We start from the raw sequence: 26,881 nt of genomic DNA, 5'->3' as shown, positions 1-26,881 counted from the left end.
TTAAACCTCCACTTCATAGGTATCCCAGATGTTTGCCGCAGCTTTTTCGTTCGTTTCTTCTTTGCTGTCCGGCGAAATCAGCCGCTTATTTAATGCAGGCGGTGTTAAAGGATGGCGCTTGATTGGGCGCCCTTCGTCTTCCTGCCACGCTTCCACAATAACGTGGGCGTTTGTTCCGCCGTCGGCAAAGCAGTTAATTCCTGCCGCCGGTATTGGTGACGGCCAGTCTGCCAGAGTGCGGCTGAACTGAATATTGGCCTTTTCTCTATCAAAATGTGTATTTTCATGCTCGCCTGATAAAAACGGGATAAAGCTCTTTTCTTTCAGCATGAGAACAACTTTTATGAAACTTGCAATTCCTTCCGCGCAAAGCGGGTGCCCGATGTTCGGTTTCACAGATCCGATTCCGAGCGGGCCGGCGTCTTTTGAACGGTAGACGGATTGAATGGCCTTCAGTTCTAACAGATCCGTCACGACCGTGCCTGAACCGTTCGCTTCAATATGAGTAATGTCTTCCGGCTGTTTTCCGCTTTTTTCAAGAGCCGTCTTCATGACGGATTTTTGCGCTTCCAGACTCGGCGTAGCCGGGCCTGCCGTTCTTCCGTCATTATTGACGGATGCCGCCTTCACTACGGCATAAATAGAATCTCCGTCTTCAATCGCCTGAGACACGGTTTTTAAAAGAACCATTCCGACACCCTCGCCCAGCACGACTCCATCGGCGCGTTCGTCAAATACATGGAACGACTGCGCTTTACTTAATATGCCGCGCTGTTCAAATAATTTATGGGTTTCTTCTGATTCAAACAGGCTCACGCCGCCGACGACGGCCGCTTTTATTTCTCCTGTTACAAGAGCCTGCACGGCCATATTCATGCCGACTAAAGCAGAAGAACAAGCCGTATCGAGGACAACACTCGGGCCGCGCATATCAAAATATTGAGAGAGATTTGCGGCCAAATAATTCTGGCCCAGCGCGACGATCGGGTTTTTCGCATCCAGCAGTTTCTCTTCACCCGGTTTGTGACGGCTGCGTCCGCCGAGATACACACCTATTGCTTCTCCCTTTATCTCATCCGGCGTATAGCCAGCGTGATACCACAGGTTAAGGCATTCTTCCAGAGCGGCCAAAGCTTGAGGGTCCATTGCCTTTACATCTTCTTCAGCCAGTAAAAAGAAGTCCGGATCAAATTGATGAATTCCATCAAGCATTCCCGCGTAATAAGGCGTCTTCAAACCCCATCGCTCAGCCGGAACAGGACCGATAGCCGAACGGCCTTCAGCCAAAAGCGACCAGTACGCCTCTAAAGAAGCCGCCCCCGGAAACCGGCAGGACATGCCGACGACCGCGATATCTTCCCGGTGAATCTGTTTTCCGGCCGGCTCTTCTTGCACCTTAACGGCTTGTGTTTCAATCACCGGCTCAGCCGGCTTCTTCATAACAGGCTCCGCCGCCAAATCAAACCGTTCTGACAAAACTTCTGTATATCCTTCGAGAAGCCAATTTGCGAAAGATTGAATCGTCGGATATTCATACAGAATGGACGGGTCAAGCGATGCCGAGAGATTCCGGTTGATCCGCTGCAGAAGCTGAGCAAGAATAATGGAATCCACTCCGTAATCTTGGAATAATACGTCTGTCTCAAGCTGGTCCTGATCAATCCGCAGCTCTTCAGAAAATAATTCTTTCAGCCATTCTTCTGTTTTCCTTGTTAATTGAGCGTTATCTGCGGCAGTGTCAGCGTTTTTTTCCGCCGGTTTTACCATAGCCGGACTTATTGGCTGATCCTGCCTGCTCCGCCGCAGGAATCGCTCCGGCTTCCACAGCTCAGGATTCAGAACGGCCGGCAGCACCGGGCCCCTTGCTGATTCAAGAAGTATGCCGTCAAGGAGCTGTAATCCTTCTGCATTCGTGATGCTGTATAGCCCGCTCTCTTTATAAGCTTTGTTTGTTACTTCGCCCATTCCGGTTTCTTTCCAGTTCGGCCACTGAATGCTTACGATCGGCAGCTGCTCTTTGTATGAGTTTGCAAAATAGTCCATATACGCATTGGCCATGGCATAGTCGGCCTGTCCTGCCGAAAGCGCCGGTATCGCAGCTGACACGGAAGAGAACAAGACGAAAAACTTCAGCGGCTCTTCGCTGAGCACACTGTATAACGCCTGAAGCCCGTCTACTTTCGGCTCGAGCACGCGCTGTATGTCTTCATCGGTTTTTCTGATGAATGCGAGCGTCTCTTTATCGGTCACACCCGCGCAGTGAATCACGCCGCCGATAGGTCCGAGCGTCTGTTTTATCTGACTCAGTTCCTGTCTCAGCCCGGCTTCATCAGCTAACGGGACTGACAAAACCTTCACTTGTACACCTTTGGATTCCAAGTCGAGAACAGCTTCAATTTTCGCTTTTACAGAAGCCGTCACCCCATTCAGTCCGCCCGTCCACTCACTTCGCGGCGGAAGGGTCTCACGGCCTGTAAGCACCAGTTTTTTCACTCCGTAATGTTCGGCAAAATGGCGTGCGCATAAAAGGCCGATCCCCCTCGTCCCCCCGGTGATCAGAAGCACATGGTTGTCCGGAAAATCAATTCTCTCGCCTTTCATATCCATGTTTTCTGAGCCGCTTAATACAGCGCGGTAACGCAAGCCGTTCCTCCGGCAAACTTCCGCGTCATCAGTGCGGGCATGAAACTCATCGGCAATCTGCTTCGCCAGTTTGTCATCAGAAAGCCCTCCTTCAAGGTCGAGATGCCTTGAAGACAGATGACCGTACTCGCACGCCAGCATTCTGTACAGACCGGCCCGTTTTGCTCCTGTTGTTTGATTGGCCTCTTTATTTAATGACTCAAGGTCTTTCGTGACACAAAGCAGTGTCATCCCTTCTTTATGCCCATGCTCAATCAATTGCTGAAGCCATTTGATACCGGTCATATCTTCAGAAGCTTCTTCTTTCGCTGCGCCGAGAAGGTCGATGACGCCGCCAAACGCCTGCCAGTCATATTCACCGGCAAGGTCTGATCCTGTGATGATACGGTGATTCGGCATATGCGCTGCGATCTCTTCTGCGAGATTGATCGTGTCCCCGCCTGTCAAAATCGCAACGGAACGTGCGCACGGTTCACCCAGTTCGAGCGGGCTCGGTTCCCATTGTTTCGTCAGAATACGTTTCATCCGTTCCTCTGTATGGACCTTCTTTTTGTCAGGATTCTCAGGCACCCAATACGTGTCTTTTGCGAACGGATAAGACGGAAGACTGAGTAAACGCGGCGTACCCTTTTCATACAGCCGGTTCCAATTCAATACGCCGCCTTTCACCCATACCTCTGCCAGCTTGGCGAATTTTCCTTTTTTAATCCAGGCGTCAATGACGATGTCCATATCTTCATCTGCGGTGAACAAGGCAAACGTATCTTTACTGCGGTGAGACTGGCCGGTATACAGCCCGGCAATGTTTTTCTCATTTTTCGTAAATGCTTCCAGCTTTGTTTCCAATTCCGCCATCGTCGCTGCAAGAATGGCCAAGCGCTCTTCCATTTCGTCCCTTCCGGTTTGCAGCGTATAAGCGACGCCCGCCAAGTCTTGATCTGTATACGGCGTTTGACGGATCGCTTTTTGCAGCTGCCGCGCCTGTTCAAACAGTTTTTCTTTTGATTTGGCGGACAAAACGATGATTGCCGGATTTTCCGGGCTGTGCTCAGGCTGAGCGGCTGCTTTCGGGACATACTCTTCAATGACGATATGGGCGTTGACCCCGCCGATGCCAAATGAGCTGACCCCGGCCCGGCGCGGAATGGCATTTCCGTTTCTATCTTTTGCTGCCGTCCATTCCTGATTTTCCCGCACGATGTAGAAAGGACTGTCATCGAGCTGAATGTACGGATTGATCGTCTCGCAATGCAGGCTTTTCACCAGCGTTTTGTGCTTCATTTGCAAAAGCACTTTCATGACGCCTGATACTCCCGCGGCAAGCTCTAAATGGCCGATATTGCTTTTGACCGAACCGATGCCGCAGCGGTGACCGAAGACTTCAGGCTCTTGATTTGTTTTCGCCAGCTCGTGAAACGCCGCTTTCAAACCGTTTATTTCAATCGGGTCGCCCAATTCCGTTCCTGTACCGTGCGCTTCAATATAAGTGACGGTGCTCGGGTCCACTCCCGCTTTCCGGTATGCTTTCACCAATAAATCAGCCTGCAGTTTCGGATTCGGCGAGGTTAACGTATTCGCCCGGCCGCCGTGGTTTTCAGCCGTACCGCGGATCACGCCGTAAATCGGATTGCCGTCACGTTCTGCATCTGTCAGTTTCTTCAGCATCAGAATTCCCGCGCCTTCTCCTCTGACATACCCGTTGGCATCTTTGGAGAAGGTTTTGCATTTTCCGTCTTTGCTGAGCATGCCTGCTTTGCTGTAGCTGATATGCGCTTCTTCCGTCAGAATCGTGTTGATTCCCCCGGCAATCGCCATGTCGCATTCTCCGTTTTCTATAGCGGATACCGCCCGGTGAATCGCCACAAGCGAGCTTGAACATGCCGTTTCAATCGGCTCACTTGGCCCGTGAAGATTTAACAAATAGCTCAAACGGTTCGGACCTATGGAAGGAATCATGCTGCCTGTCGCCGCATGTCCTTCCGGCGCAAGACCTGCCCTTGTGAACAAATCTTTATAACCGGTATTTCCGGTGCCGATAAAGACGCCCGTATTTGTGCCGGAAAGGCTTTCCGGCTTACAGCCCGCATCTTCTATCGCCCGCCATGCATAAGTCAATAACAGCCGCTGCTGCGGATCTAAATATTGGGCTTCCCGCGGTGAAATCCCAAAGAACAGCGGATCAAATTCAGCTATTCCGTCGATAAAGCCGCCCCACTTGATATTCGTTTTGTTCCCTTCAAGATTCGGGTCGCCATCAAACGCTTGCCAATCCCAGCGTTCTTTCGGAATGGTTGTGATCGAATCCTTTCCTTCTTTCAAATTGCGCCAAAATTCCTCTATATCCTTCGCGCCCGGGAATCGGCCGCTGATTCCGACAATGGCAATCGGGTCCAAGCGGCGCGGCTCTTTTGTCGCTGCCGCAGCGTTCATTACAGTTGCGAAGCGCTTTTTCCGCTGCATTTTCGGTTTTTGGGCTTTTGGCTGCTCTTTTTTCGGAGACTCTTTCTTCTTTTCGCCGAAACGGCCCGGATGCTCTTTTGCCAAATATCCGGCGAGACCGCTGATCGTTCCGTGCTCAAAGAAAATCGTCGGCGCCAGCTCCAGCTGATACGCTTCATTTAATTGATTCGTAAAGACGGTAAACGATACGGAATCAAAACCGTATTCACTCAATTCCGTATCTGTCTCAATGTCCTCACGGTCAACTTTTAAAATGCCGCTTACCATGGCTGTCAAAGCGGTGTGAAGCGTTTGAAGAGATTCTTCTGCATCGTGTTTTTCTTCCGGCTGAGAAGGAAGGCCGGCTTCTGCCTCATCCGTCAAATACTCTGCTAAACTGCGGATCGTCCCGTGTTCGAAGAAGATCGTCGGCGCCAGTTCCAGCCGATACGCTTCATTTAATTGATTCGTAAAGACGGTAAAGGATACGGAATCAAAACCGTATTCACTCAGTTCCGTATCAATATCAATCTCGTCTTGGCCGACTTTTAAAATTGAACTGACCAATCTGATAAGCGCACCGTGCCATTTGTCTCCCGAAACGGCGGATACAGGCTCTATTTTCTTCACCTGCGGCTTTTCAGTTTCAGAAACGGACAGGAACGACTGTTTTAATTTTGCAGCTTGTCCTTCAGCTGCTAAAAGCTGCGGCTTTTCCTGAGCCATTCCTTCATAAAATGCAGCCAGGCCTGACGCCTTTTGAAGCGGAACCATGCCGAAAGCTTTTTTCATCATTCTCTCCGTCTCGTCTCCCGCCTGCATACCGCCATCTTTCCACAGCGTCCAGTTAAAGGCGACCGTTTTTCCGTGCCGAAGGCCATTCTCCGTAAGGGATTGCCTGTAAGCGGCGTATGCATCCATAAACGCGTTGCCGGCGGCATAATCAGCCTGCCCGACATTGCCGAGAACGCCGGAAACACTGGAGAACAATACGAAAAAGTCAAGATTACAGTCTTTGCTGGCTTCATCTAAATAAGCGGTTCCGATGACTTTCGGATCAAGCACTTCTCTGAACTCTTCCTTCGTTTTTTGCAGCAGGAAGCGGTCTTGTATCACTCCCGCAGCGTGAATAATTCCGTTAAGCTTTCCGAATTCCGCCGTAATCTCTTTTATCAGCGCTTCATTTTCCCGCCGGTCTGCCGCATTCAGCTTTTTGTAGACGACATTTGCGCCTGAATGCTGAAGCATAGCAAGCTCACGCTGTTTGGCTTCTGTCAGATTTGAGCGGCCTGTCAGAATGATTTTCGGATGTTTTACGCGACCTGCGATTTCTTTTGCGAACATCAACCCCAGGCTTCCCGCGCCTCCGGTAATCAGATATACACCTTCGTCCTTCCAGACGATGCCGCCCCCTGCGGGATGCATTTCTTCCCAAGCCTTCACATACCGTTTTTCTCCTTTATAACGGATATGTTTATCATGCGGCCGATGACTGTCGTTTTTCAGTTTTTGAGCGACAGCCGGCATTTCGCCGATTGATTCCATTTCGATGAGCTGACAGTCAAGTTTTCCGTATTCCAGCTCGGCTGTTTTTAACAAACCTGTTAACCCTGCAAACAATTGCTGGCTGCCGTCTGCTGAGATAACGGTCTGAATCAGAATGCGGCCCTGCCTTTTTTCGCTGATGATCCGCCGGATGTGTTCGGCGATTGTCTGCGCATAGCTTTGGAAGCGTTCAGCGGCTGTTTCACCCTCACCTTCTGCAATCAGCAGTTCGGCGTCTTTCAGGCCGAATGCCGTTTCATCTTTTATACGGCAGGCATCTTCACAAAGTATGATCAAATGCTCATCAGCACGGACAGAAGCTTTCTCGGATGCGGCGGCTTCTTTCCAGACCGGTGCAAACAAGACCTTTTCCGATCCTGATGGCGGCTGAGCCGATTCTGCATCGCCTTCAAGCACTCTCGTAGAGAATCCTCTCACCTTCACGCAAAGCGCTCCTGTTTCGTCGAACAGGTCAATGTCGGCTTTCTGCACGGAATCACCGGTTTGATATCCATCGCTGAAGCGTGCATGCGCCCGCATAGTCGGCGTGCATGCTTTGATGACTTCAAGATATTCCAACGCAAACGGCAGAATCAGCTTTTGTCCGGAAAACTCCTGCATAATGCAGATCGTCGCCGTCTGAATAGCCGAATCAATGATGCTCGGATGAAGCGTAAATTGTCCGTTCGTATGAGAAACAGAATCCGGAAGCTGTATGTCCGAAAACACTTCTTTCTCGCCGATAAAGGCGGACTTAATGCCTTGGAAGGCTTTTCCGTGGAACATCCCCCTGCTCCGGCCTTCCCGATAAAAGGCCGCCGGATCAAGAATGTCCGCTGTGCACCTGTTTTGTATGGCAGAAAGGTCGGCCTCAGGCTCTCGTTCAGCCTTTATGATCTCGGCCCGTCCTTGGCTGTGCAGCACTTCTTCGCCGTCAGCGTTGACGCTGTAAATGTCATATGAGATGATGCCGTCCTCTTCAGGGAACAGCGCAATATGGACTTGGCGCTCTTGTTCGTGAACGACGATCGGCTTCATCCAGACGGTATGATGGAGCGTTATTCTGTCTTGGTCTTTTAATAAGCCGCCAAGCGCCCGTTTTACCGCTTCATAAGACATTTCCAAATATGCCGCTCCCGGCAGCACCGCTTTTTCCCTGACCACATGATCCTTCAGGAAAAATTCTGAGCCTGTAAACCGTGAGCTGAACCGCTGAACGGCCAAATCTGACGTATTTTGCTGCACGAGCGGGTGTAAAACTGAGACTCCGGTGTGTGCGGCAGATGTGTTCTTTTCTGCTTTTTTCGGCCAGTACGGCTCCTTTGCAAACGGGTAGACCGGCACGCTGATTCGTTTCGGATGCTCGTCTTTGTAAAGCTTGTGCCAATTAATGGCGACGCCTTTACTCCACATTTCACAGAGCTTCGATCCTTTTCCTTTCGCAAGCCATTTCTCAATGAGTTCAGCGCTGTCATCATCATCAGAAAGCCAGGCAATATCTTTCGCCTGCTGTTTTTCTCCTCTGAAGCAGCCTGTTACAGCCGGCTTATCATTGATAAAATCGGCAAGCTGCCGCTTCAGCTCCGCAGTGCCGCTTGTGATAAAGGCCGCGCGCTCTTCCATCGCTTCCCTTCCGACTTGGAACGTGTAGGCAAGATCAGCGAGGTCTGTGTCCGTTTTTCTTTCCAGAAAAGCCAGCAGCTGTTTTGCGTACTCCTTCAGACGATCTTTTTTTCTGGCAGACAACGGAATGATGAACGGACCGGCAGCGTCTGCTGCTTCGGATGCATCCGGATATTGTTCAAAAATCGCGTGTGTGTTTGTTCCGCCAAGGCCGAAAGAGCTTAAAGCCATGCGGTGCGCTCTGTTCTCACGGGTTAACTCTTTCTTTTCTTCCGCTACGTAAAACGGAGAGTCTTCTAAATGAAGATTCGGGTTCGGCTCTTTGTAATTGATGCTCGGCGCGATTTCCTGATGATATAAGCTCATGACAATCTTGATGCAGCCCGCCATTCCGGCCGCTGTATCCAAATGCCCGAGATTTGTTTTGACTGAACCGATGCCGCAGTATTGTTTTTTATCTGTATATCGGCCGTACACCGATTGAAGTGCGGACAGTTCGATCGGATCGCCGAGTTTTGTTCCTGTGCCGTGAGCTTCGACGTACGCGATCGTTTCGGGATGTATGCCCGTCTGATCAATGACCTTCTGAATGACCTCAGCCTGTCCTTTGACGCTCGGCGCATAAAATCCGACCTTATCCGCTCCGTCGTTATTGACGCCGATTCCGCGCAGCAGCGCATAAATATGGTCGCCGTCCTTAACGGCATCAGACGCTTTTTTCAAGAGCACGGCGCCGGCCCCTTCACCGCCGATCATTCCGTCAGCATCCGCGTCAAACGCTTTAATATGCCCGTCGCTTGAAAAATTCAGCCCCGGCTGATGAACATATCCGGCGCTTGATTCCGTATGAAGGGTCGCACCGCCGACAAGGGCGTACTTAGCTTCGCCGGACTGCAGGCTTTGAAAAGCCGAATGCAGGCCGATTAACGAAGATGAGCAGTTGGCATGGACAAAATAGCTCGGCCCTTTCAACCCGAGTTTATGAGAAATCATCGTCGGAATCGTACCGCTTTGGGCAAGCACCCATGACACGTAGCCATCCGGCGTTTCCAGCTGTGCTGTCGTCTCCTCCGGCAGCAGGCTGCGGTAAGAGTTCGTGCTGGCAGACATATACACGCTTGTTTCCGGAATTTCTTTGGAGATATATCCCGCATCCTCGATTGCCTTCCATGAATGGAGCAAAAGCATTCTCAGCTGAGGATCCATATATTCCGCATCTTTCGGTGAAAAGCCGAAGAAACCGGGATCAAACATTTCTTTCCCCTCTAAAACTGATTTAGCCGGAACGAAGCCGGGATGATCAGCCAGTTCTTCAGAAATACCGAATCGGCGGAGCTCTTCTTTTGAAAAGAAGGTGATGCTTTCTTTTCCTTCTTTGATGTTATTCCAAAATTCATAATGATCTTTCGCTCCCGGAAACTCACAGGATATACCGATAACCGCAAGGCTGTCCTCGTAATAATCGGGAAATTCTCCCGCCGGATGTTCCCGGTCTTCTGCATTCACTTTCTTTTGCGGTACAGGAGCCAAAACGGCTTCTTTCGGTTTTTGTTCAGCGATATACCGGCTGATGTCTTTTACCGTCGCGTATTCAAACAGCTCCGTTACACTGAATTCACAATCCAATTCCTGCGTCATCCGGTCAGTGACAGTCACGGCAAGAAGCGAATCTCCCCCCGCATCAAAAAAGCGGTCATCAAGCTCTATATCTTTGCTTTTCAATACATCCTGCCAAATCGCCAGCACCGCCTGCTGGATATGAGATGATGAAAATGTTTGTGTGTCCGGCTGCTTTTCCGTCAGATCGCGGGCAGCAAGAAGCTTGCGGTCCACTTTTCCGTTCGGCGTAAGCGGCAGCTCTTCAAGACGGATAAACGAAGCTGGCGTCATATAGGCCGGCAGCGCTTGTTTCAAATGATTGCGCAATTCCTTTGCAGACGGAAGCGGCTCTCCGTTTTTCCGGATATAAAACGCGCAAAGCTTCTCATTTCCGGAGTGATTGTTCACAACCACTACACTTTCCTGTACGGCCGGATGGGCATTCAGCCTGCTCTCAATATCTCCGGGTTCAATCCGGTAGCCGCGGATTTTAACTTGGGTATCCATCCGTCCCATGTATTCAATGCGGCCGCCGGGGAGAAAACGCGCCATATCGCCTGTTTTATAAAGCTTTGATCCCAGTTCGAGCCGGTGGCTGACGAAAGCTTTATCTGTCAGCTCAGGCTTGTTGAAATACCCTCTTGCCAATCCGTCTCCCGCAATACAAAGTTCTCCCGGCACCCCTTCTAAAACAGGGTTGAGACCGGAATCCATAATATACACGCGGGTATTGGCGATCGGGCGTCCGATCGTAAGCGCACTCTCATTTTCCGTGATACGCTGCACCGCGGACCAGATTGTCGTCTCTGTCGGCCCGAACATATTCCAAGCCTCACTTTTCGTATCTAGAAACTGCTGCTTCAATTGTTCGCTGAGCGCCTCTCCGCCGCAAAGGATTTTCACTTTTTCTTCATTTGACCATCCGGAATGAAAGAGCATTTTCCACGTAAACGGCGTCGCCTGCATGATCGTCGGTTTGTACTCTTGAATCAGCTCTTTCAGCTTTCGTGCGTCTTTTGTGACTTCTGTCTTACAGATGTTGCACTCCGCTCCTTTGATTAAAGGAAGGTACAGCTCCAGTGCCGCGATGTCAAAGCAATATGTCGTGACGGCAAGCAGTTTGTCTTCGGACGAAAGCCCCGGTTCATTCGCCATCGAGAGTAAGAAGTTGGTCAGCGCCCGGTGCGGAATCATCACGCCTTTCGGTTTGCCCGTGCTGCCCGACGTGTAAATGACATACGCCAGATCGTCAGGTGTCACTAACCGCTTCAGCGACGTTCTTTCCGCGGCTGTACTTTCAATATGAGACCAATCGCGGTCAATGGCAGTTGTCTGCACGCCTCCCCAGTTCAAAGAGTGCTCTAAATCAGCTGTCGTCAGGCACATTGAAATCCTGCTGTCGGTGATCATATATTCCAATCTGTCAGCGGGATAAGAAGGATCAAGCGGCACATACGCTCCCCCGGCTTTTAAAATGCCGAGAAGGCCGACAGCCATATGCAATGAACGGTCTGTATAAATGCCGATGAGATCATCAGGGCCTGCACCGTGCGCCTGCAAATAGAGCGCCAGCTTCGTGCTTTTTTCATCAAGCTCACGGTACGTCAGCTTTTGCTGTTCATACACGACCGCACAAGCGTCCGGCGTTTCTGCCGCCTGACGTTCGAATAATTCATGGAAGCAGGCATCCGGATATTCACGGCTTGTCTCATTCCAAGTCTTAAGAATCATGTGCTCCTCTCTTTTTGTCATGAGAGAAACGTTCTCAAGCGGCATATCCGGATTCGCCGTCAAAGCTTCAGCAGCCTGTACAAAATGGCTGAAAAGCCTGGCCGCCCCTGCTTCGTCGAATAATTCGGTGCTGTATTTAATCGTAAGATCCATGCCTGATGCTTCTTCCCACATTTCAAAAACAAGATCATATTCCCCCTCCTGATGAATGTCTTTTACAAACTCACAGGAGAATTCCTTGTATTCATCAAGCATCGATTGATAGCTCGAATGCTGCAGAAAGTTCTGATAGAAAAAGGCATTGCTGAAAACAGGCGAACCGTTCTGCCGGGGTTTCGCATGCACATCACGCACCATTTTCGGGAACGGATAAAATGAGTGATCCAGTCCGTCCAGAACGGCATCCTGCACCTTTTGAACAAAGTCAGCAAATGTTTCTTTTCGTCCGGCTCTGCTCCGTATGGGAAGCATGTTGAGGAAATGGCCGACCACTCCGTCAAAGCGTTCTTCGGGTCTGACCATTGCAGGCATGCCTGTCACAATATCTTCCTTATCCGTATATTTGCTTAAAAGCACCATGTAACAGCTCAGCATGACGGTAGACAAATGAATCGAACGGGATGCGGCAAACGCCGTTATATTATTCAGCAGCCGTTCGGGAAGACGGCGTGTCAGCGTATCTTCTGTAAACTCCGGAACACTGCTGTCCGTGCGCATCGGCGGAAGCTGAAGGTCAGGCAGATCGCCCTCGAGCTGTTTCATCCAGTAAGCGCGGGCAGCTTTGCTTTCTTCACCCGCTAAATACCGCTTTTCCCAAGCCGCGAAATCCGGATGAATGCCGGGAGCGGCAGCCGTAAACTCTTCTTTTCCCTCCAGCAGCGCCTGATAATGATCCAGCAGACTGTGAATAAATGTAATGGATGAAATGCCGTCAAACACGATGTGGTGAATGACCGTCAAAAGATAATGTTCCTCGGCGGATTTTGAAAGCAGCTGCACGCGCAGCAAAGGCCCGCCTTCTTTGACAAACGGCTCTTTCACTTTTTTCCGTATCAGAGCGGATATTTGTGATTCATTGACGTCAGAAATATCTTCTTCCGAGAATACAAAAGGATCTGCCGATTCTATGAAATAAAACCCGCCGTCTGTTTCATTCACGGCGCTTTTGAGCATCGGATGCTGCTTTAATACGAGCTGAAACGCCTGTTTCAGTTTCTCTTTGTCGATTCCGGATGTGAATCGGAAACAGAGCGGGACATGGTATGCAGTCGTTTCAGGCGACATTTTCTGCAATGTCCACAGCCCTTTTTGGACTTCTGAAAGCGCTGGCGCCGTTTGCCGTCTCTCCCGTTCTGCCGGCGGTTCGGCTTTTTGGGGATGATGGTCCGCTGACATGTTTGCCGCTTTTTCAGCAGTATAAGCCGCTAAAGCGCCAATCGTCGGGTTTTTGTGCAGCTCTCTTGCCGTCAGCCGGATGTGATACGTTTTTTCAATTGATCTGGCGAGTTTCATCATCTTGATGGAATTGACGCCAAGACTTTGAAACGGCGTATTTGGATCAACGAGCTCCTCTGCGATGGAAAGTTCCTCTTTCAGAAAACGGATAAAATCCCGTTCAATTTCTTTCTCTCCAGAAGCCGTGTCTGAATTGCCGCCTTCTTGTCTGTTATTATGTAATGAATCAAATTGCCCTTGTTCAAATGAATGTTTCAGCTGAGTGCGCTGGATTTTCCCGATCGCCGTCTTAGGAATGTCTTCTTTTGCGACCGGAAGCAGATAATCAGGGGTAACGCCGATTCTCTGTGTCACGTGCTGGTGAATGTTATGAAGAAGCTTCGTCATGCGATTCTCATCCAACGGAACAGATGTCACAAAGAAAATCGCCAGCTCATCTGTCGTGCTTTGATTCGGCCGGACGGCGCATGCCGCTGTATATGACGTTTCAATTTCCGGCAATTCCTCAACGGCTGATTCAATGGCGTGGCTGTAATAATTCACACCGTTGATAATGATGGCATCTTTCGTGCGCCCCGTTATCGTCAGGCGGCCTTCACGCAGAAATCCGAGATCTCCCGTTTCAAACCAGCCGTCTTCTGTAAAGACACTCTCGTTTAAGTCCGGGCGCTCATAATATCCGCTCGTTACAGTCAGACCCGACACTTGGAAGCGGCCGATTTCTCCTTCTTCCACCACTTGATTGCGGTCATCCGTAATTCTCATATTAAATCCCGGGATCGGCAGACCGATCTCGACAAAACGATCGTCGTCATTCGTGTTTTCCAGTGTAAACTCATCTGAGAAAATAACGCCCGAAGACGTTTCGGACATTCCCCATGCGGGACGGATGGCATTAGCCGGCAGACCGTGCGGCTCTAAAAGCTCCATAATTCTGCGTCCGACTTTCGCAACCGCGGCCTCCCCGCCGTTCAGCATGTAACGCATGGAAGATAAGTCCCATTTCCGCGTTTGAATCTCTTCTGCAAAATCAGCAAGCAGCCCAAAGGCAAAATTTGGGGCCCACGTGACCGAAGCGCGGTAATGATCAATCAGGTCGAGCCATTTTAAAGGGTCCATCAAAATGGATTCGCTCGGTATGTTGATTTCCTCACATCCGAGATAAACATCACGCAGATGAAGCATTCCGATGCCGCCGACATGGTCAAAAGGCATCCAGTTAAACGTGACATCCTCACTTGTATAGCCCTGCATCTGAATATTTCCTTTGACCATGCAGACGATGTTTTCATGGCTGAGCATCACGGCTTTCGGCGTGCCCGTGCTTCCCGAGGTCAAAAGCAGCATCGCCAAATCTTCCGGACGGGGATGATGACAGTCCGTATCCATTTCGTGCGCACTGAGATCTTCTGCCGCCAAAGCGCAAAACCCGGAAAGCTCCTGCTCCTCCGCCCATTCAGTCATCTCCGGCAGCACGTCACGGCTTGTGATGACATACGGCTGATTCAACAGCGTCCAGGCGTCTTTCAGTTTTTGCGTCCCGCTGTTCATTTCTGTATAAGCCGGAGCGGCCGCAAGCGGAACCGGGATCGCTCCTAAAAAAACACAGCCCCAAAAAGCAGGAATCAGCTGGGAATTGTCACTGAGCTGTAATATGACTTCATCCTGAGCCTTCACTCCTGATTGGCGGAGCCCTTTCACAATCGAAAGAGCGATCTTTTTCAGGCCGCTGTAAGTCTGGTACACTTTGGTGCCGTCAGGCTGTATATATGTGATACCCTTTTGATCTCCCGCTGCCGCGGCGGTTTTGTGCAGGACTTCAGGAATCGTCATCGGCTGATCCGCTGAAAGCCGCAATGATTTTCCATAGCTGACAGATGGCTTGAGTAACCCGCTTGCCTTCATATCACTTTTCATAGAGCTGCCTCCATTTCATCTGTATGTAAGATGTATGTCTTATACTCCGTACATCGTCGTGATTCGTTTCTTCACTTCATCATCATGAAACGTCTCATCGTGCATGATTAACTCCTTCTCAATGACGGCCGGAAGCTGCTCGCGAAACGGCGTCACCAAGTGCCTTTTCAATGTAATTAAAGAGTTTCTCGGTTTTTCCGCAAGCTCACGGGCCAATTCCTGCGCATAGTCTAGTACTTCCTGCCGCGGAAGCACCGGAAAAGGCACCCCTCTTTTCTCCAGGTCACCGCCGCGGTAGTGGCCGCCGTTTAACAGCATTTCATGGCCGAGGCTTGCCCCAAGCTTCTCCGGAACGATAAAGGTAGCGCCCATTCCGGGGGTGAAACCGTATTTCATAAAGTTTGCGGTATACACGCTTTCTTTGCTTAAAATGACAAAATCACTGAAAAGCCCCATGACAAACCCGCCTCCGATTCCGTGGCCCTGCATGGCGGAAATGACGGGAATATCACATTCCAGCGCCAAAGAGTACATGCGGTCTTCCGTAAACTTCGTGATGCCCTGCTGAATCCTGAGCAGGCCTTCCTGTGTGCCTCCGGAAGCAAAGTAATGGCCGTATCCTGTTAAAATCACAGCTTTATAGACTGACGATTTTTTTATACGGGTGAATGCTTCCATCAATCCATCCGTCAGTTCTTTGGAGAAGGCGTTTTTATGGGCTTTATCCTGCATTGTCACTTGGATAATATCCGGTTCAATTTCGAGCAGTTCAACTGCGGCGTTCGGCATGATATCCTCCTAACTGTTCTCCGTTTCCCAAGGAAGCCGCCCCGTTTCTGCATAACGGAAGATGGCTGATTGGTTATCCGGATCTGAAAACATCGCTTGATTTTCGGCTAGAGCAATGGATTTCGAACGATGAACAAGGTCGTTTAAGGAATCTATGTATTTTTTATAGCGGATGACTGCTTTTTTCGACAGCGGACGAAGGCGCAGCAAATGCTTTCTCAGCTCTGTTGCTGAGTCCGGGACGCATACGTCACAAAGTCCCCATTCAAGCGCCTGGCGTGCCGGCACGGGCTTTGTCATAATCGTCATATAATGCGCCTTTTGAAATCCGATTCTTTGAATTAAAAACGGCAGAACGCAGGCCGGATAAAGTCCGAATAACAGTTCAGATAAACTGAACGAAGCACTCTCCTCTGCAATGACGATATCGCACGCGGCGGCAAAACCGACACCTCCCGCATTTACTTTTCCGCGGACGCGGGCGATTGTGATGTACGGCCCGGATTTTAATGCCAGCCACAAACGGTAAAGCGGCTCCTGCGATTCAGCATGCTGCATTCCCTGCCTCATTTTCCGGTACATCTCATCAAAATCCGCCCCGAAACAAAATACCTCCGGCTGCCCTTCAAGCACTACGGAGGTCACGGAGTCTTCACATTCAGAAAGAACGTGCAGGCATTCCTCCACTAAACGCTCATTAATCGTATTGTTGGCTTCAGGCCGATCAAAGGTGATGAAGCAGACATTTTGCTGAAAACGGACGTTTATCGTTTCATAGGTCACGATATCCACCTGTATTTCCGATGAAATTCCGTGATTTCTTCCAAATACAAACGAGGGCTTCCGGCATGATGGTCTAAAATGTTCGGAATCATATTCATATCCAATTTGACATTCCGGGTTCCGAACTTCACCAGACCGCTGCCTTTAAACAATTCTTCATACTCCTCCATGGACAGCCTGTACCTGTTGTTCAGGTGCTCTTCTATTTTGAAAGAATGCTGCCGCGTTTGTCCTTCAGGCGTCACAACGCCGCTGTAAAATTCTGAACAGCACCCGGAGCCGTACGAAAAACAGCCGATCCGCTTAGAAGTGTCGAATGCCCCTTGGTCAATCGTGCTTGCAAGAGCCAGTAAAGAGGCTGCTCCCATAATGTTTCCGACTCTTTGGCAGTAGCGGAGCCCCGGCTCTACTCTGGTTTGAAAATCCTGTTCAATTTCAGCGTTTTTCGCTTTTGCAAGCTTGCGCATCATCGTCCGGTGGGCCCCTTTGACCATGCCGCCAAACGGTGTATGGAAGGCAAGATAGTGAAACGTCTCTTTGTAGTCAGCGCCCGGCACACGGTTTTTGTACTCGCGAAAAGTCTGTTCACAGCAATCGAGATAAGACATCAATGACAAGTCGGCGTCACCGGCTTCACTGTCCGGGATCGGACGGCATGTATCCATCACCTCATAGCCGTAATAGCCGTTGGCGCCCGCATCCGCCTGAAATACGATTGGATTTTCACCGATCAATAAGGCGACGGCACCCGCTCCGGCGCTCGGTTCTGCGTAAGACCAATCCTCGCTTAACGCATCGCCGCCTTCGGCAATTAAAAACCGGGAAATATCCGTCGCGACGACAAGCGCCTTCGCTCCGGGAGATGTCTGCGACAAAATAAAGTTAAGCGCCATCTGCAAACCCGCCGTTCCTGAATAACAGGCTTGCTTCAGTTCAAATAAACGGCAGTTCCGGTTGAGGCCTAAATAATCATGAATATATGTACTGAGTGATTTTCCGAAGTCGATGCCGGACTCCGAGCAGGTAATCAGCAGCTCGATTCTGTCTTTTTCAGCCTCTGTCAATCGGTCGATAATCGGCTTTGCCGCGTTAACGCCGAATGTGACGGGGTCTTCGTACGGAAGCGCCACCGCTTTTTCTTTCATCAGTAAATTCTCAAATCTGGCAGGGTCTAAGTTTCTGTACTCCGCCAGCTGCATGACATCAAGGTATGCTGTCCCGCCAAACACATTTATCGCTTCTATTCCGGCAGCCGCCATGAACTTCGCCTCCAATATGAATTTTGAGTTTCCGATTATTTCACCGTTTTATCAGACAGCCTGTACCTTTTCATAAAGCTTTGCCGCCAATTCGCCGATGTTTGACACTCCCGTCAGCTCAACACGCGGGATCTGCAGTGATAATTCTTCAAGCATCATCGTGATAATTTCGGCGCGGTCCACTGAATCCGCCCCCAGATCAACTAACCGGTCTTCCTGTGAAAGCTGTTCGCCTTCTAAATCAGGCAAAACCTCGCAGATTGTGTTCTGCAGCAATTCAAAGATTTTTTCTTTACTCATTGTCAGTTCCTCCCTGTTTCATCTTTTATGAATATTCCATGTTTTCAATCTATCATTTCGTCTTGTCAACACGTTTGCAAAAATGAACCTAACTTCTGATTCAAAAGCGAGGCCGTCTCTTCCATAAGCCGCATGCCGATATCATCGGCATGGCGGTTTTTCCAGGACTCAAGCTCCGTACCTTTCACCCATTGATTAAAGGCGCCTAATGCCGGGCCGCAATGAATCTGGAAGTCTACCTTGGCATCCGGGTCTCCTTTAATCGCCGAAGCAGAACTTTGCCTGAAATACCATTTGAATATGAGCGCCATTTTCTGTTTCGGGTTCCGTTCGGCTTTTGAAATGTCTTCATTCGAATAATGAGCCTTCACTTTGTCATAAATACTGCTTACACTTGCCTTAAAATACTTTTCTTCTATTTGTCTGAGTGTCTTTTCATCAATTTCTTCAATTGAGCGGTGACGCTGATACAGTTCATGCAGCTTAGAGGCGCGGGTCGGAAAGAACAGCCCTTTCTTTAATACCTGCACCTTGCTGCCTGATTCAAACATATCGCCGGCCGGCGCGTAGGCCGTATCCTGTACATTCATCTGCTGCAGGAGGTCCTTTACGAGGCCGCTCGTCGCTGCCTCAACGGTGCATTGGTTAATAGATCCGGTCACAATAAAATCAGCGCCGAGCATAAATGCGGCCATGGCAGCCTCGGGCGTTCCGATTCCCCCTGCGGCTCCGATGCGGACGGTTTTGCCGTATCGGTATTTTTTCATCATGTCATCTCGTAAACGGATGATCGCCGGCATGAGACTGTAAGCAACTCCGCCGTCAGTGTGGCCGCCTGAATCAGCCTCTACGCAGATGTCATGCGCAACGGGTATTTCTCTCATCAGACTTGCTTCTTCAGCGGTAATTTTGTTTTCGGCTGCTAGTTTCTGCAGAATGTGATCAGGCGCCGGGCTGAGAAACGCTTCCGCTACTTCCGGACGGGAAAGCTTGGCGATAATCCGCTGACGCGCTATTATTTGCCCGCCGGCACCGCGTTTTAACCCCTTAGCGCGAAACCTTACTAAAGCGGGAGTAACCGTTAAAAACGCTGATGCTTCCAAGTTCTGAACCCCATGCTTCAATAAAAGATCAATCATTTTTTCTTCTGAATCTGTATGTTTCATGTTATGTACAACATTTATGCCGAAGGAACCGCCGTCACGAAGCTCATGCTGAATTGACAAAATGGCGTCCTCAACGTGCGCAATGTTCAAACCGCCCGTTCCGAAAAAGCCCATCAATCCTTTTTCGGCCAGTTTGACGACCATTTCCTTCGAAGAAATTCCGCGGTACATGCCGCCGGCCAAGTAGGCGTATTTCAATTGATAATCGCGCTTAAACTCTTCATTTCCTAAAGACGCCGCCGTAATTGAGCTTTTTCCAGTCTCAGCCGGGACTTTGATTTCATCTGTTATCGGCTCCGCTTCAGCCGTAATTCTTTGAATCAGCCCCGTCAGCACTTTTCCGGGACCGATTTCCTCAAAGCTCATGTTCTTTCTTCCCATTAAGAAACGGATACTGTCAGTCCAGTTCACCGATCCCGTTATTTGTCCGGTGAGTGTCTCTTTCAGCTCTCTCTGCACATAGGGTCTTGCCGTCACATTTGAAATGACCGGGATGGACAGCGGCTTAAAATGGAAAGATTCAATAAACCGTGAAAACTCTTCCTTCGCTTCCAGCATGTATCTGGAATGAAAGGCGCCGCTGACATTTAAGCGGTGAACCATTTTTACGCCGTTTACGGCTTCAAAAACGGATGCGGCTTTTTCAATATCTTCTTTATAGCCGGAAATGACAATTTGCTGCGGTGTGTTCATGTTGGCGATATCAATCATATCCAAGTGATTTTCTCTTAAAACATCCGTCACCTGCTCATGAGTCAGGCCGATCACCGCTGCCATGCCGCCTCCTTTTGCGCGGCTCATCAGTTCGCCCCTTTTTTTGACCAGCTGTAAGCCTTCTTCAAAATCAAAGGCTCCCGAAGCGTATAACGCGTTATATTCGCCCAAACTGTGTCCGGCGGTAAAATCCGGTTTCAAGCCGGTTTCTTCTGTTTTTTTCAAATAACTGAGGGCATTGACGACATAGAGCGCCGGCTGAGTGAACTGAGTCTGATTAAGACGTTCTCCGTCCCGGCACAGCTCCTGAATGGAATATCCGAGAATGTGATCGGCCTTTGCGGTTAATTCAGGATAGCGGCCGAACAGGTCCTCTCCCATCCCGATTTTTTGCGAGCCTTGGCCTGGAAAAACAAAGCTGATCATCTTACAGTCTCCTTCCGGGCGGTGATAAAATGCTGTCTTCTATTTGCTGCAAATGTGTTTGTTCTTTATGAAACGGCGTCATAATGGCACGGATGCGTTCAGCCGATCCCGCGGGAAGAATCTGTTTGGCAAATGCGGCCAATGTTCCGGAAGGCCCGGCATCGATATACAATCCTTTTTGGCGGCTGTCTGCGAATTGAAGCGCTTCGCGGAATCGAATCGGCTTTCTTACGATATCCCAGAAAAAGTCCGCTTGTATATCGGTCTCAGCCTCTCCTGTCGCACTGGAGATGTACGGTATAAACGGAGTCCGGATTGATTTCTGAGCTAAAAAGCGCTTGTACGGCTGTTCCGCCTGATCAACCAGCGCTGAGTGAAACCCGTAAGATACCGGCAATAGCTGATGAGCAATCTGCTTTTCTCTCAGATCGTCCATGATCCTTTTGATATGCTCCCGCTCTCCTGAGATGACAAAGTGAGAATGATAGTTTACAGATGCCAATTCACTATGTTCGCCGAGCAGCGGATCATCTTGATATAAAGCAGGATCACCCAGTATCGCAAGCATGCTGCCGTTACGGCAAGTTTCCGTAACGATTCGGGCCTGTTCCAGCACGCAATCTAAAGCATCCTCGGCGCTCAGCACGCCCGACACAGCGGCCGCTGCATACTCTCCGAGGCTTGCTCCGATCACATAATCGGGACGTATGCCTCTTTGCTCCAAAGCATATGCAAGTGCGTACTCAGCCATAAAAATGGCAGGATGGCTGAAAAGAAGGCGGTCAAATGGATCAGACAGACGATTGCCTGTATGATACATCTCTTTAAGGACAGAGTAACCGAAACGGCTGACTGCAAAATCGTCCAAGTCAAGCATTTTCTGCCGAAAAGCGGCGTTATGTGCAAACAGCTCTTTCCCCATTTGATAGTATTGGGAACCCTGTCCAGAAAACATGAAAACAATTGGCTGGTTCATTTGTTCTCCTTTTTGCTGCTTATTTTTTTAAAATATTGATTTGTGAGTTTTTCGTGATGTCGTGTGCAGGTGAAGTGGTCGTGATGTTGTATGGCTGGCACTATTGTGTGAGATAAGAATTTTGACTTGCGTTCCGCTACATGGCGGGTGAAGCTTCAGTTTCTTTTTTGATGCGGTGAATAAGACCTGTCAGCACATGGCCCGGGCCGACTTCTTCAAATTCCATCCGCCCTTTGTCCAGCAGATAGCGGATGCTGTCGTTCCATCGCACTGAATGGTCGATCTGATCGGCCAGAACGGAGTGGATTCCGTCTTGCTCATAAGGTCTGGCATGCACATTAGAAATGACAGGAATTGATATAGCAGAAAAATGAAATGACTGTAAAAATTTTTCGAACTCTTGTTTTGCTTCACTCATATACCTCGAGTGAAAAGCGCCGCTTACGTTTAACGGATGAAACATCGTAACGTCTTTTAATCCTTCGAATACGCTTTTGGCTCTTTCAATGTCTTCTTTGCGTCCGGATATGACAACTTGGTGAGGAGAATTCATATTGGCAATATCAATCGTATGTAATCCGTGCGTTTGAAGGGCGTCTGACACTTGAGCTGCAGTTAACCCCATAACGGCGGCCATTTTTCCGTCAGTGGCCATACTCATTAATTCGCCTCTTTTACGGACAAGCTGCAGGCCGGTAATAAAATCAAAAGCACCTGCTGCAAACAGTGCATTATATTCTCCCAAACTGTGGCCGGCCACATAATCCGGCTTTATGTCATTGTCTTGGATTTTTTTCAAATAGCTTAACGCGTTTACAACATATAAAGCAGGCTGGGTGAACTGCGTCTTATGAAGATTGGAATACGGATTCTCAAGACAAAGCCGTTTCATGGAATATCCGAGTGTTTCATCAGCCTGCTCCGTTAAGTCTTTAAATTCATCAAACAATGAGCTCCCCATTCCCTGCTTTTGAGAACCTTGTCCGGGGAATAAGTATGTGATCATTTTCTCAGCCATCCTTTCTCGGATTCAGATAAGAAGCATGTTCAAGTTGATAGTAACTTCACAAAAATACCATGTCAAGTTAATTTATCCTATGCGAACTCCTGAATAATGCCTATTTTTCCCTGTCAGAAGGCGGACTCAGGGCTTTCGGAACAGGCGTAAGCAGAATGTCCCATCCGGCCTGCCCGGCGTTCTCTTCCGCAAACTCCCGTTACTCAGCCATTCATCACCAGAAATCTAGTAATAACTACCATTCCATTTCAGAACTTCTTTGCCTCAAAAGAAAAGCTAGTTAGATAGAACTAAATTACACATTACTTAAAATGAAACAGCCCTTTTTGATTTTTTCTGTTGCGAAAATTCACGAAATGTTCTTTTTTTTCAATCTGAAAGTAAATATTGTTTTTCAAAAGACTCTCCATTTTTTGACCCGGCTTCTCCCCGAAGGAGTGCCCCGGATACACACGCACATGCGGCGGAATGGAGGCTTTGATCCTCTGTATACTGTGAAACATATCTTCAGCTGAGCTGCCCCTGTCCTCACATATACCGCACCCTTCTGTAAACACGGTGTCACCGGTAAAAAGATGATCAGATAGCAAATAGCACATTCCCCCGGCCGTATGTCCCGGGGTCAGTATACTTCTGATGACAAACCCTCCGGCCGCAAAGGTTTGGCCGTCTTCAAGCGCTATTAAGTTTCTGCACCGGAATTGATAGAAATCGATTTCCGCCGACGACATATATATATCAGAATGATAGATTTGCTGAAGCGGCTCCGCCAAGTTTACATGGTCATAATGCGAATGTGTTAATAAAATAGCTGATAAATCAACATCCAATTCATGCAGTTTATCGGTTATTTTATCGATTTCCCAGGACGGGTCCACCGCTATCGCAGATTTTTTTGAGCGGTCTGCGATAATATAACAATAGTTGGACCACATCTGGTGATAAGTTTTGATTTGATGCACTTCATATGTATGATCCATTGTCACCATTCCCATTTAAAAGATCCGGGCAGACTGCTGCCGCCGCCCAGCCGACTGTAACCACTTTACCAGATGACACCACGTTTTTCCATGGATTTTCCGGTAAAGATAAAAAACTGTTCAAATCAACCAAAAGAACCAGCCGAAGTTTTTAAAATTTGTTATCGTAGTATATAAGGAAATAAAAATATTCATTTACATGAAGATTTTATTCAGAAAATGAAGAATGGTATAATTTTCGGAGAGGATACTCAGTCTTTAAATGACTCAATCTTGATTCTTATTTCAATCCTTTTCTTCAAGCTAAACTAAAACCATACGGCTTCCTCAAAATATATCAGAATACCTTAGCTCCTTTCACCAAATTTCAATGTTATGCTTATGTGTTGGCATTAACACACAATTCAAAATTAGAAAAATACGACGTAATTCACACACAAGATGTTGTTTCTTCACTTTCTTGGAACAGCCGGAGCATTCTCCCCTGAGTAATCTTTTATGCTAGAGATAAAGCATCTTCTGGACCAAATGGCACGTACGCCGCTTGATGGATTACTTAAACTCTTATGTTTTCCCTTTAAATGGGACTATTGTTGGTGATTATCAAATTTAACCTGTGTTAAGCTTTAGACGGGAGGTAATTATGGAAAATAAAAGAAACGCTGAACCGAGCCCAAAAGCTATAAAAATTCTAACTTGCATCATTCCTATAGTTTTAATAGGACTTATCCTTGTTCTTAAGAATATTAATACCACAGCAGCAGAAATTTCATTTTATATCGTTGCTATCGGTGTGGTTCTCTTAGTGGTTTTCAGTTTGATCAAAAACAGAAAAAACCGCAGGAAGAACTAAATGTAAGGGGGGCTAATTACTAGTCCCCTTTGACTTGCACATTGTCATCTCACTAAATTCCAATTTGATTTAAATTCTTCCCCCATGTCTTCCCATGAGAATCATCTTGCTCTTTAAGAGATTTTTCACAAGTAACATTCAATGAAAAATTCGGGACCATACAAAAAAACCCCCTGCTTTTTTTATTGTGCTTCCAGGTTCATCTTCAGTGACAGCAAACTCTTGCAAGTATGGAAATCCTTCCTCTTTTGTTTTAAGATGTTTATGTTCGAAGATAGGAGAGGAGATCATTATGGCTTTATTTATTGCATTGTTTGGTGGTTTCATGGTTATAGGGGCATTTATTGGGGTAATACTGCTGGTTCCGGGAAAAACTAGAAGAACTGGACTTAGGCTGTCTCTTACATGTATCGTTATATTACTTTCAATAGGGTTCATTAATAAGCATTTTCTTAAATATGAAGATGAACCTATTGCGACCATTACGCCAGGCGAATATAAAAAAATAAGAGAAGATATGACTTATGATGAAGTCAAAAAAATTGTTGGCGGCAAAGCGAAATCTGAATATAAAATTAATAAATATTCATCACCAGATTATGATTTTGATGGAGAGGACGGCTTGGAAAATGATGCAACGGTATCTCTTCATTTTGTTGATGATAAGTTAAGTGTCAAAAGTGAATATGGGTTAATTACTAAAAGTGATCAATCAGAATTAGATGACTCACCGTATGTGGATGTAACGGAAAATCCCGAAAATAAAATTAAAGAATTAGTAAATAAACATCTACATAACGTTTCTGTCGAAGATATTGAAGTCAATCAGGATCTTGGAACTAAAGAAAACGGTCAAAACATTGCACTGGTTCACTTGTCCTTTGATTTAAAAAATTCATTAGCAAGAACTAAGAAAATGATTGAATTATATAGTGATGATTTAGCTGCTCGCACAGCAATAGAAGACAAAAGCGTTAGTGAAATCTCTGTATTTTGGAAAGCTCCATACATAGACGAAAACGAAACCTTAGCAAAAGTCTCTTACAAAAGATCCGGTGAAAAGATGAAGGTCAGTGCGAGAAACTATTCTCAATCTTTAAGTTATTAATCAATTTAAATGAAAAAAGCCCTCTCATTAAGGGAGGATTTCATTCCTTCGTGTTACGATGAAATCAACAACAAAACCAGTCGTACCAAGACCAAGCCCTCTCGGCAGATTTGCTGAGGGGGCTTTCTGCTGTTTTCGGAACTTTGAAAAGCGGTGTTTGTTTGCAGAAGGGGGATCGCCGTTCTCCGTTCGTTTCCCTTTCAAAGATTTGTTAGCGGGAGGGTCACTTGCCCTTGCTGCCGTGAGCCTTGTTGTGACACGCGTTACACAGCTTTCAAGGTTCTTCATGTCTAATCGTTTCGACCAATCTTTCTTTACTTCCACAATGTGATGCACCATGTCAGCCGGAGTGAAGCAATGATCTTTCAAACAACACTGACAGAGATAATTGTCTCGTATCATGCAAGTTGTCTTGTTCGTTTCCAATCTGTTGATTTATAAAAACTTGTTATTGTTTTGTTTCCTCCTGCTGAGCGTTTCTGTGGTCTGGACAATATCCCTCCCTGGTAATTGCCTTACACCACTGGCTTTACATTCCCTCAGTGGCTTAAGCGGTATTGGAATCACCTTTTCTTTTTTTCATCAACGTAAAGAGTACAAATACGTCTAAATCCTCCACTATTGTACATGCATAAAAGCCTCCTAAAAAGTGGCAGGATTTAATACGAACATACGTTAGTTAAATATTAGGAGTTAGCTGACATGTATCAGTCTGTATATAGTACATTGATCACTGGCACCGTGTGGCGCGAACATCCTCCGTCCCCGACAATTCTCCTCATCACTTTCTCAACTTAATCTATATCCTATCTACCCTTCATTCCTCTCAGCTCCTTTTAAAATAAAAAGACATCCGTTATGGATGTCATAAAAGTGATTATTTATCTTTTTCTTCTTTCTCAATTTCACTTTTTAAAAAGTTTATACCATTAGATGAGGCATTAGTAACGAAAACTTGAAACAAGTTATAAATAACACTTTTCAGCTCAATTAAAAAATTCAATATAAAAGTGATGTAAAAACTAATCAACAACGCAGATATTAATTCATTGGTTTCCTTACTCAAATAGATAAAATACCAATTACTGGATAAATATTTAAAAATAATCATCAACAAAAAATTAATGATTATTATAACTAAATAAAATACTCCCACACCCAAAAAATACAAATTGTATATTTTAAATTTGCTACTGTGCTCTTTATGTTTTACTGCAATTAAGGTTATCATGGTCTGGTCGTTAGCTAGTGCTTGAAAGATAGCATAACCTGTAACAATAATTGTGAAAATAGGGATTATGATCGTATTAACATTTACTGTTATGTCCGATATGATATCAATTGCACTAGCTACATTAAATAGAACAAAATTAAGGAATATGAATACAGCCACAAATATTAAAATCAAAAAGCACAATCTTATGTAAGATAATTTAAAAAGACCGACACTTTCTAAAAATATTTGATTAGAGCTCATTCTTTTGTATTTAAGTAAATCTTTAATATGCTCCTTTATCTGCTCTTTTTTTCCCTCATCCATTTAATCACCTTTTAAAA

The 26,881-nt window shown here is 47.3% G+C and carries 12 protein-coding genes and 1 pseudogene; 2 read left to right on the top strand and 11 right to left on the bottom strand.

Annotated features, from left to right (window positions below):
* The 9 genes from GNE05_RS09075 to GNE05_RS09035 form a co-directional block, all read right to left on the bottom strand.
* Positions 1–14,952 (bottom strand): non-ribosomal peptide synthetase, encoded by a 14,952-nt coding sequence (locus GNE05_RS09075; RefSeq protein ID WP_160182676.1) that lies wholly within the window; start codon positions 14,950–14,952, stop codon positions 1–3.
* A gap of 39 nt (positions 14,953–14,991) precedes the next feature.
* Positions 14,992–15,741 (bottom strand): polyketide synthase, encoded by a 750-nt coding sequence (locus GNE05_RS09070; protein ID WP_003154094.1) that lies wholly within the window; start codon positions 15,739–15,741, stop codon positions 14,992–14,994.
* Positions 15,742–15,750: 9 nt separating this feature from the next.
* Positions 15,751–16,524 (bottom strand): enoyl-CoA hydratase/isomerase, encoded by a 774-nt coding sequence (locus GNE05_RS09065; RefSeq protein ID WP_014417819.1) that lies wholly within the window; start codon positions 16,522–16,524, stop codon positions 15,751–15,753.
* Positions 16,521–17,783 carry a hydroxymethylglutaryl-CoA synthase family protein gene (locus tag GNE05_RS09060; protein WP_014417818.1) on the bottom strand — a complete coding sequence of 421 codons (1,263 nt, stop codon included), beginning with the start codon at positions 17,781–17,783 and terminating at the stop codon, positions 16,521–16,523. The genes GNE05_RS09065 and GNE05_RS09060 overlap by 4 nt, the downstream gene beginning before the upstream one ends.
* Before the next feature lie 51 nt (positions 17,784–17,834).
* Positions 17,835–18,083, bottom strand: a complete 249-nt coding sequence (locus tag GNE05_RS09055) for an acyl carrier protein (protein ID WP_021493659.1) — start codon at positions 18,081–18,083, stop codon at positions 17,835–17,837.
* A 65-nt stretch (positions 18,084–18,148) separates the two neighbouring features.
* On the bottom strand, positions 18,149–20,389 hold the full coding sequence (gene fabD / locus GNE05_RS09050) for an ACP S-malonyltransferase (protein ID WP_160182675.1): 2,241 nt from the start codon (positions 20,387–20,389) through the stop codon (positions 18,149–18,151).
* Between the two features lies 1 nt (position 20,390).
* Positions 20,391–21,365, bottom strand: a complete 975-nt coding sequence (locus tag GNE05_RS09045) for an acyltransferase domain-containing protein (RefSeq protein WP_160182674.1) — start codon at positions 21,363–21,365, stop codon at positions 20,391–20,393.
* A gap of 136 nt (positions 21,366–21,501) precedes the next feature.
* Positions 21,502–22,371: an ACP S-malonyltransferase gene (gene fabD, locus GNE05_RS09040; protein WP_015417505.1), complete on the bottom strand. Its 870-nt coding sequence runs from the start codon at positions 22,369–22,371 to the stop codon at positions 21,502–21,504.
* 314 nt (positions 22,372–22,685) lie between these two features.
* Positions 22,686–23,363 (bottom strand): MBL fold metallo-hydrolase, encoded by a 678-nt coding sequence (locus tag GNE05_RS09035; protein WP_160182673.1) that lies wholly within the window; start codon positions 23,361–23,363, stop codon positions 22,686–22,688.
* A 643-nt stretch (positions 23,364–24,006) separates the two neighbouring features.
* Between GNE05_RS09035 and GNE05_RS09030 the strand changes: the two genes are divergently transcribed.
* Both GNE05_RS09030 and GNE05_RS09025 read left to right on the top strand, forming a co-directional pair.
* Positions 24,007–24,216, top strand: coding sequence for a hypothetical protein (locus GNE05_RS09030; RefSeq protein WP_160182672.1), 210 nt, complete (start codon positions 24,007–24,009; stop codon positions 24,214–24,216).
* Between the two features lie 292 nt (positions 24,217–24,508).
* Complete coding sequence (locus GNE05_RS09025) at positions 24,509–25,324, top strand: hypothetical protein (RefSeq protein WP_160182671.1); 816 nt, start codon at positions 24,509–24,511, stop codon at positions 25,322–25,324.
* 223 nt (positions 25,325–25,547) lie between these two features.
* On the opposite strand, the pseudogene GNE05_RS09020 reads toward GNE05_RS09025, so the two are convergent.
* Positions 25,548–25,882 (bottom strand): annotated as a pseudogene (locus GNE05_RS09020) (HNH endonuclease).
* Between the two features lie 319 nt (positions 25,883–26,201).
* Positions 26,202–26,864, bottom strand: a complete 663-nt coding sequence (locus tag GNE05_RS09015) for a hypothetical protein (RefSeq protein WP_061862210.1) — start codon at positions 26,862–26,864, stop codon at positions 26,202–26,204.
* Positions 26,865–26,881: the final 17 nt, after the last annotated feature.

The organism is Bacillus sp. AM1(2019) (genome assembly GCF_009906915.1).
GTDB lineage: Bacteria > Bacillota > Bacilli > Bacillales > Bacillaceae > Bacillus > Bacillus velezensis.
This window is presented reverse-complemented; position numbering and strand designations above follow the sequence as displayed.

Bases quoted from the DNA above. Each gene is read 5' to 3' on its own strand.
- GNE05_RS09075 (WP_160182676.1), bottom strand. From the start codon at position 14,952: ATGAAAAGTGATATGAAGGCAAGCGGGTTACTCAAGCCATCTGTCAGC.
- GNE05_RS09070 (WP_003154094.1), bottom strand. From the start codon at position 15,741: ATGCCGAACGCCGCAGTTGAACTGCTCGAAATTGAACCGGATATTATC.
- GNE05_RS09060 (WP_014417818.1), bottom strand. From the start codon at position 17,783: ATGGCGGCTGCCGGAATAGAAGCGATAAATGTGTTTGGCGGGACAGCA.
- GNE05_RS09055 (WP_021493659.1), bottom strand. From the start codon at position 18,083: ATGAGTAAAGAAAAAATCTTTGAATTGCTGCAGAACACAATCTGCGAG.
- fabD (WP_160182675.1), bottom strand. From the start codon at position 20,389: ATGATCAGCTTTGTTTTTCCAGGCCAAGGCTCGCAAAAAATCGGGATG.
- GNE05_RS09045 (WP_160182674.1), bottom strand. From the start codon at position 21,365: ATGAACCAGCCAATTGTTTTCATGTTTTCTGGACAGGGTTCCCAATAC.
- fabD (WP_015417505.1), bottom strand. From the start codon at position 22,371: ATGATCACATACTTATTCCCCGGACAAGGTTCTCAAAAGCAGGGAATG.
- GNE05_RS09035 (WP_160182673.1), bottom strand. From the start codon at position 23,363: ATGGATCATACATATGAAGTGCATCAAATCAAAACTTATCACCAGATG.
- GNE05_RS09030 (WP_160182672.1), top strand. From the start codon at position 24,007: ATGGAAAATAAAAGAAACGCTGAACCGAGCCCAAAAGCTATAAAAATT.
- GNE05_RS09025 (WP_160182671.1), top strand. From the start codon at position 24,509: ATGGCTTTATTTATTGCATTGTTTGGTGGTTTCATGGTTATAGGGGCA.
- GNE05_RS09015 (WP_061862210.1), bottom strand. From the start codon at position 26,864: ATGGATGAGGGAAAAAAAGAGCAGATAAAGGAGCATATTAAAGATTTA.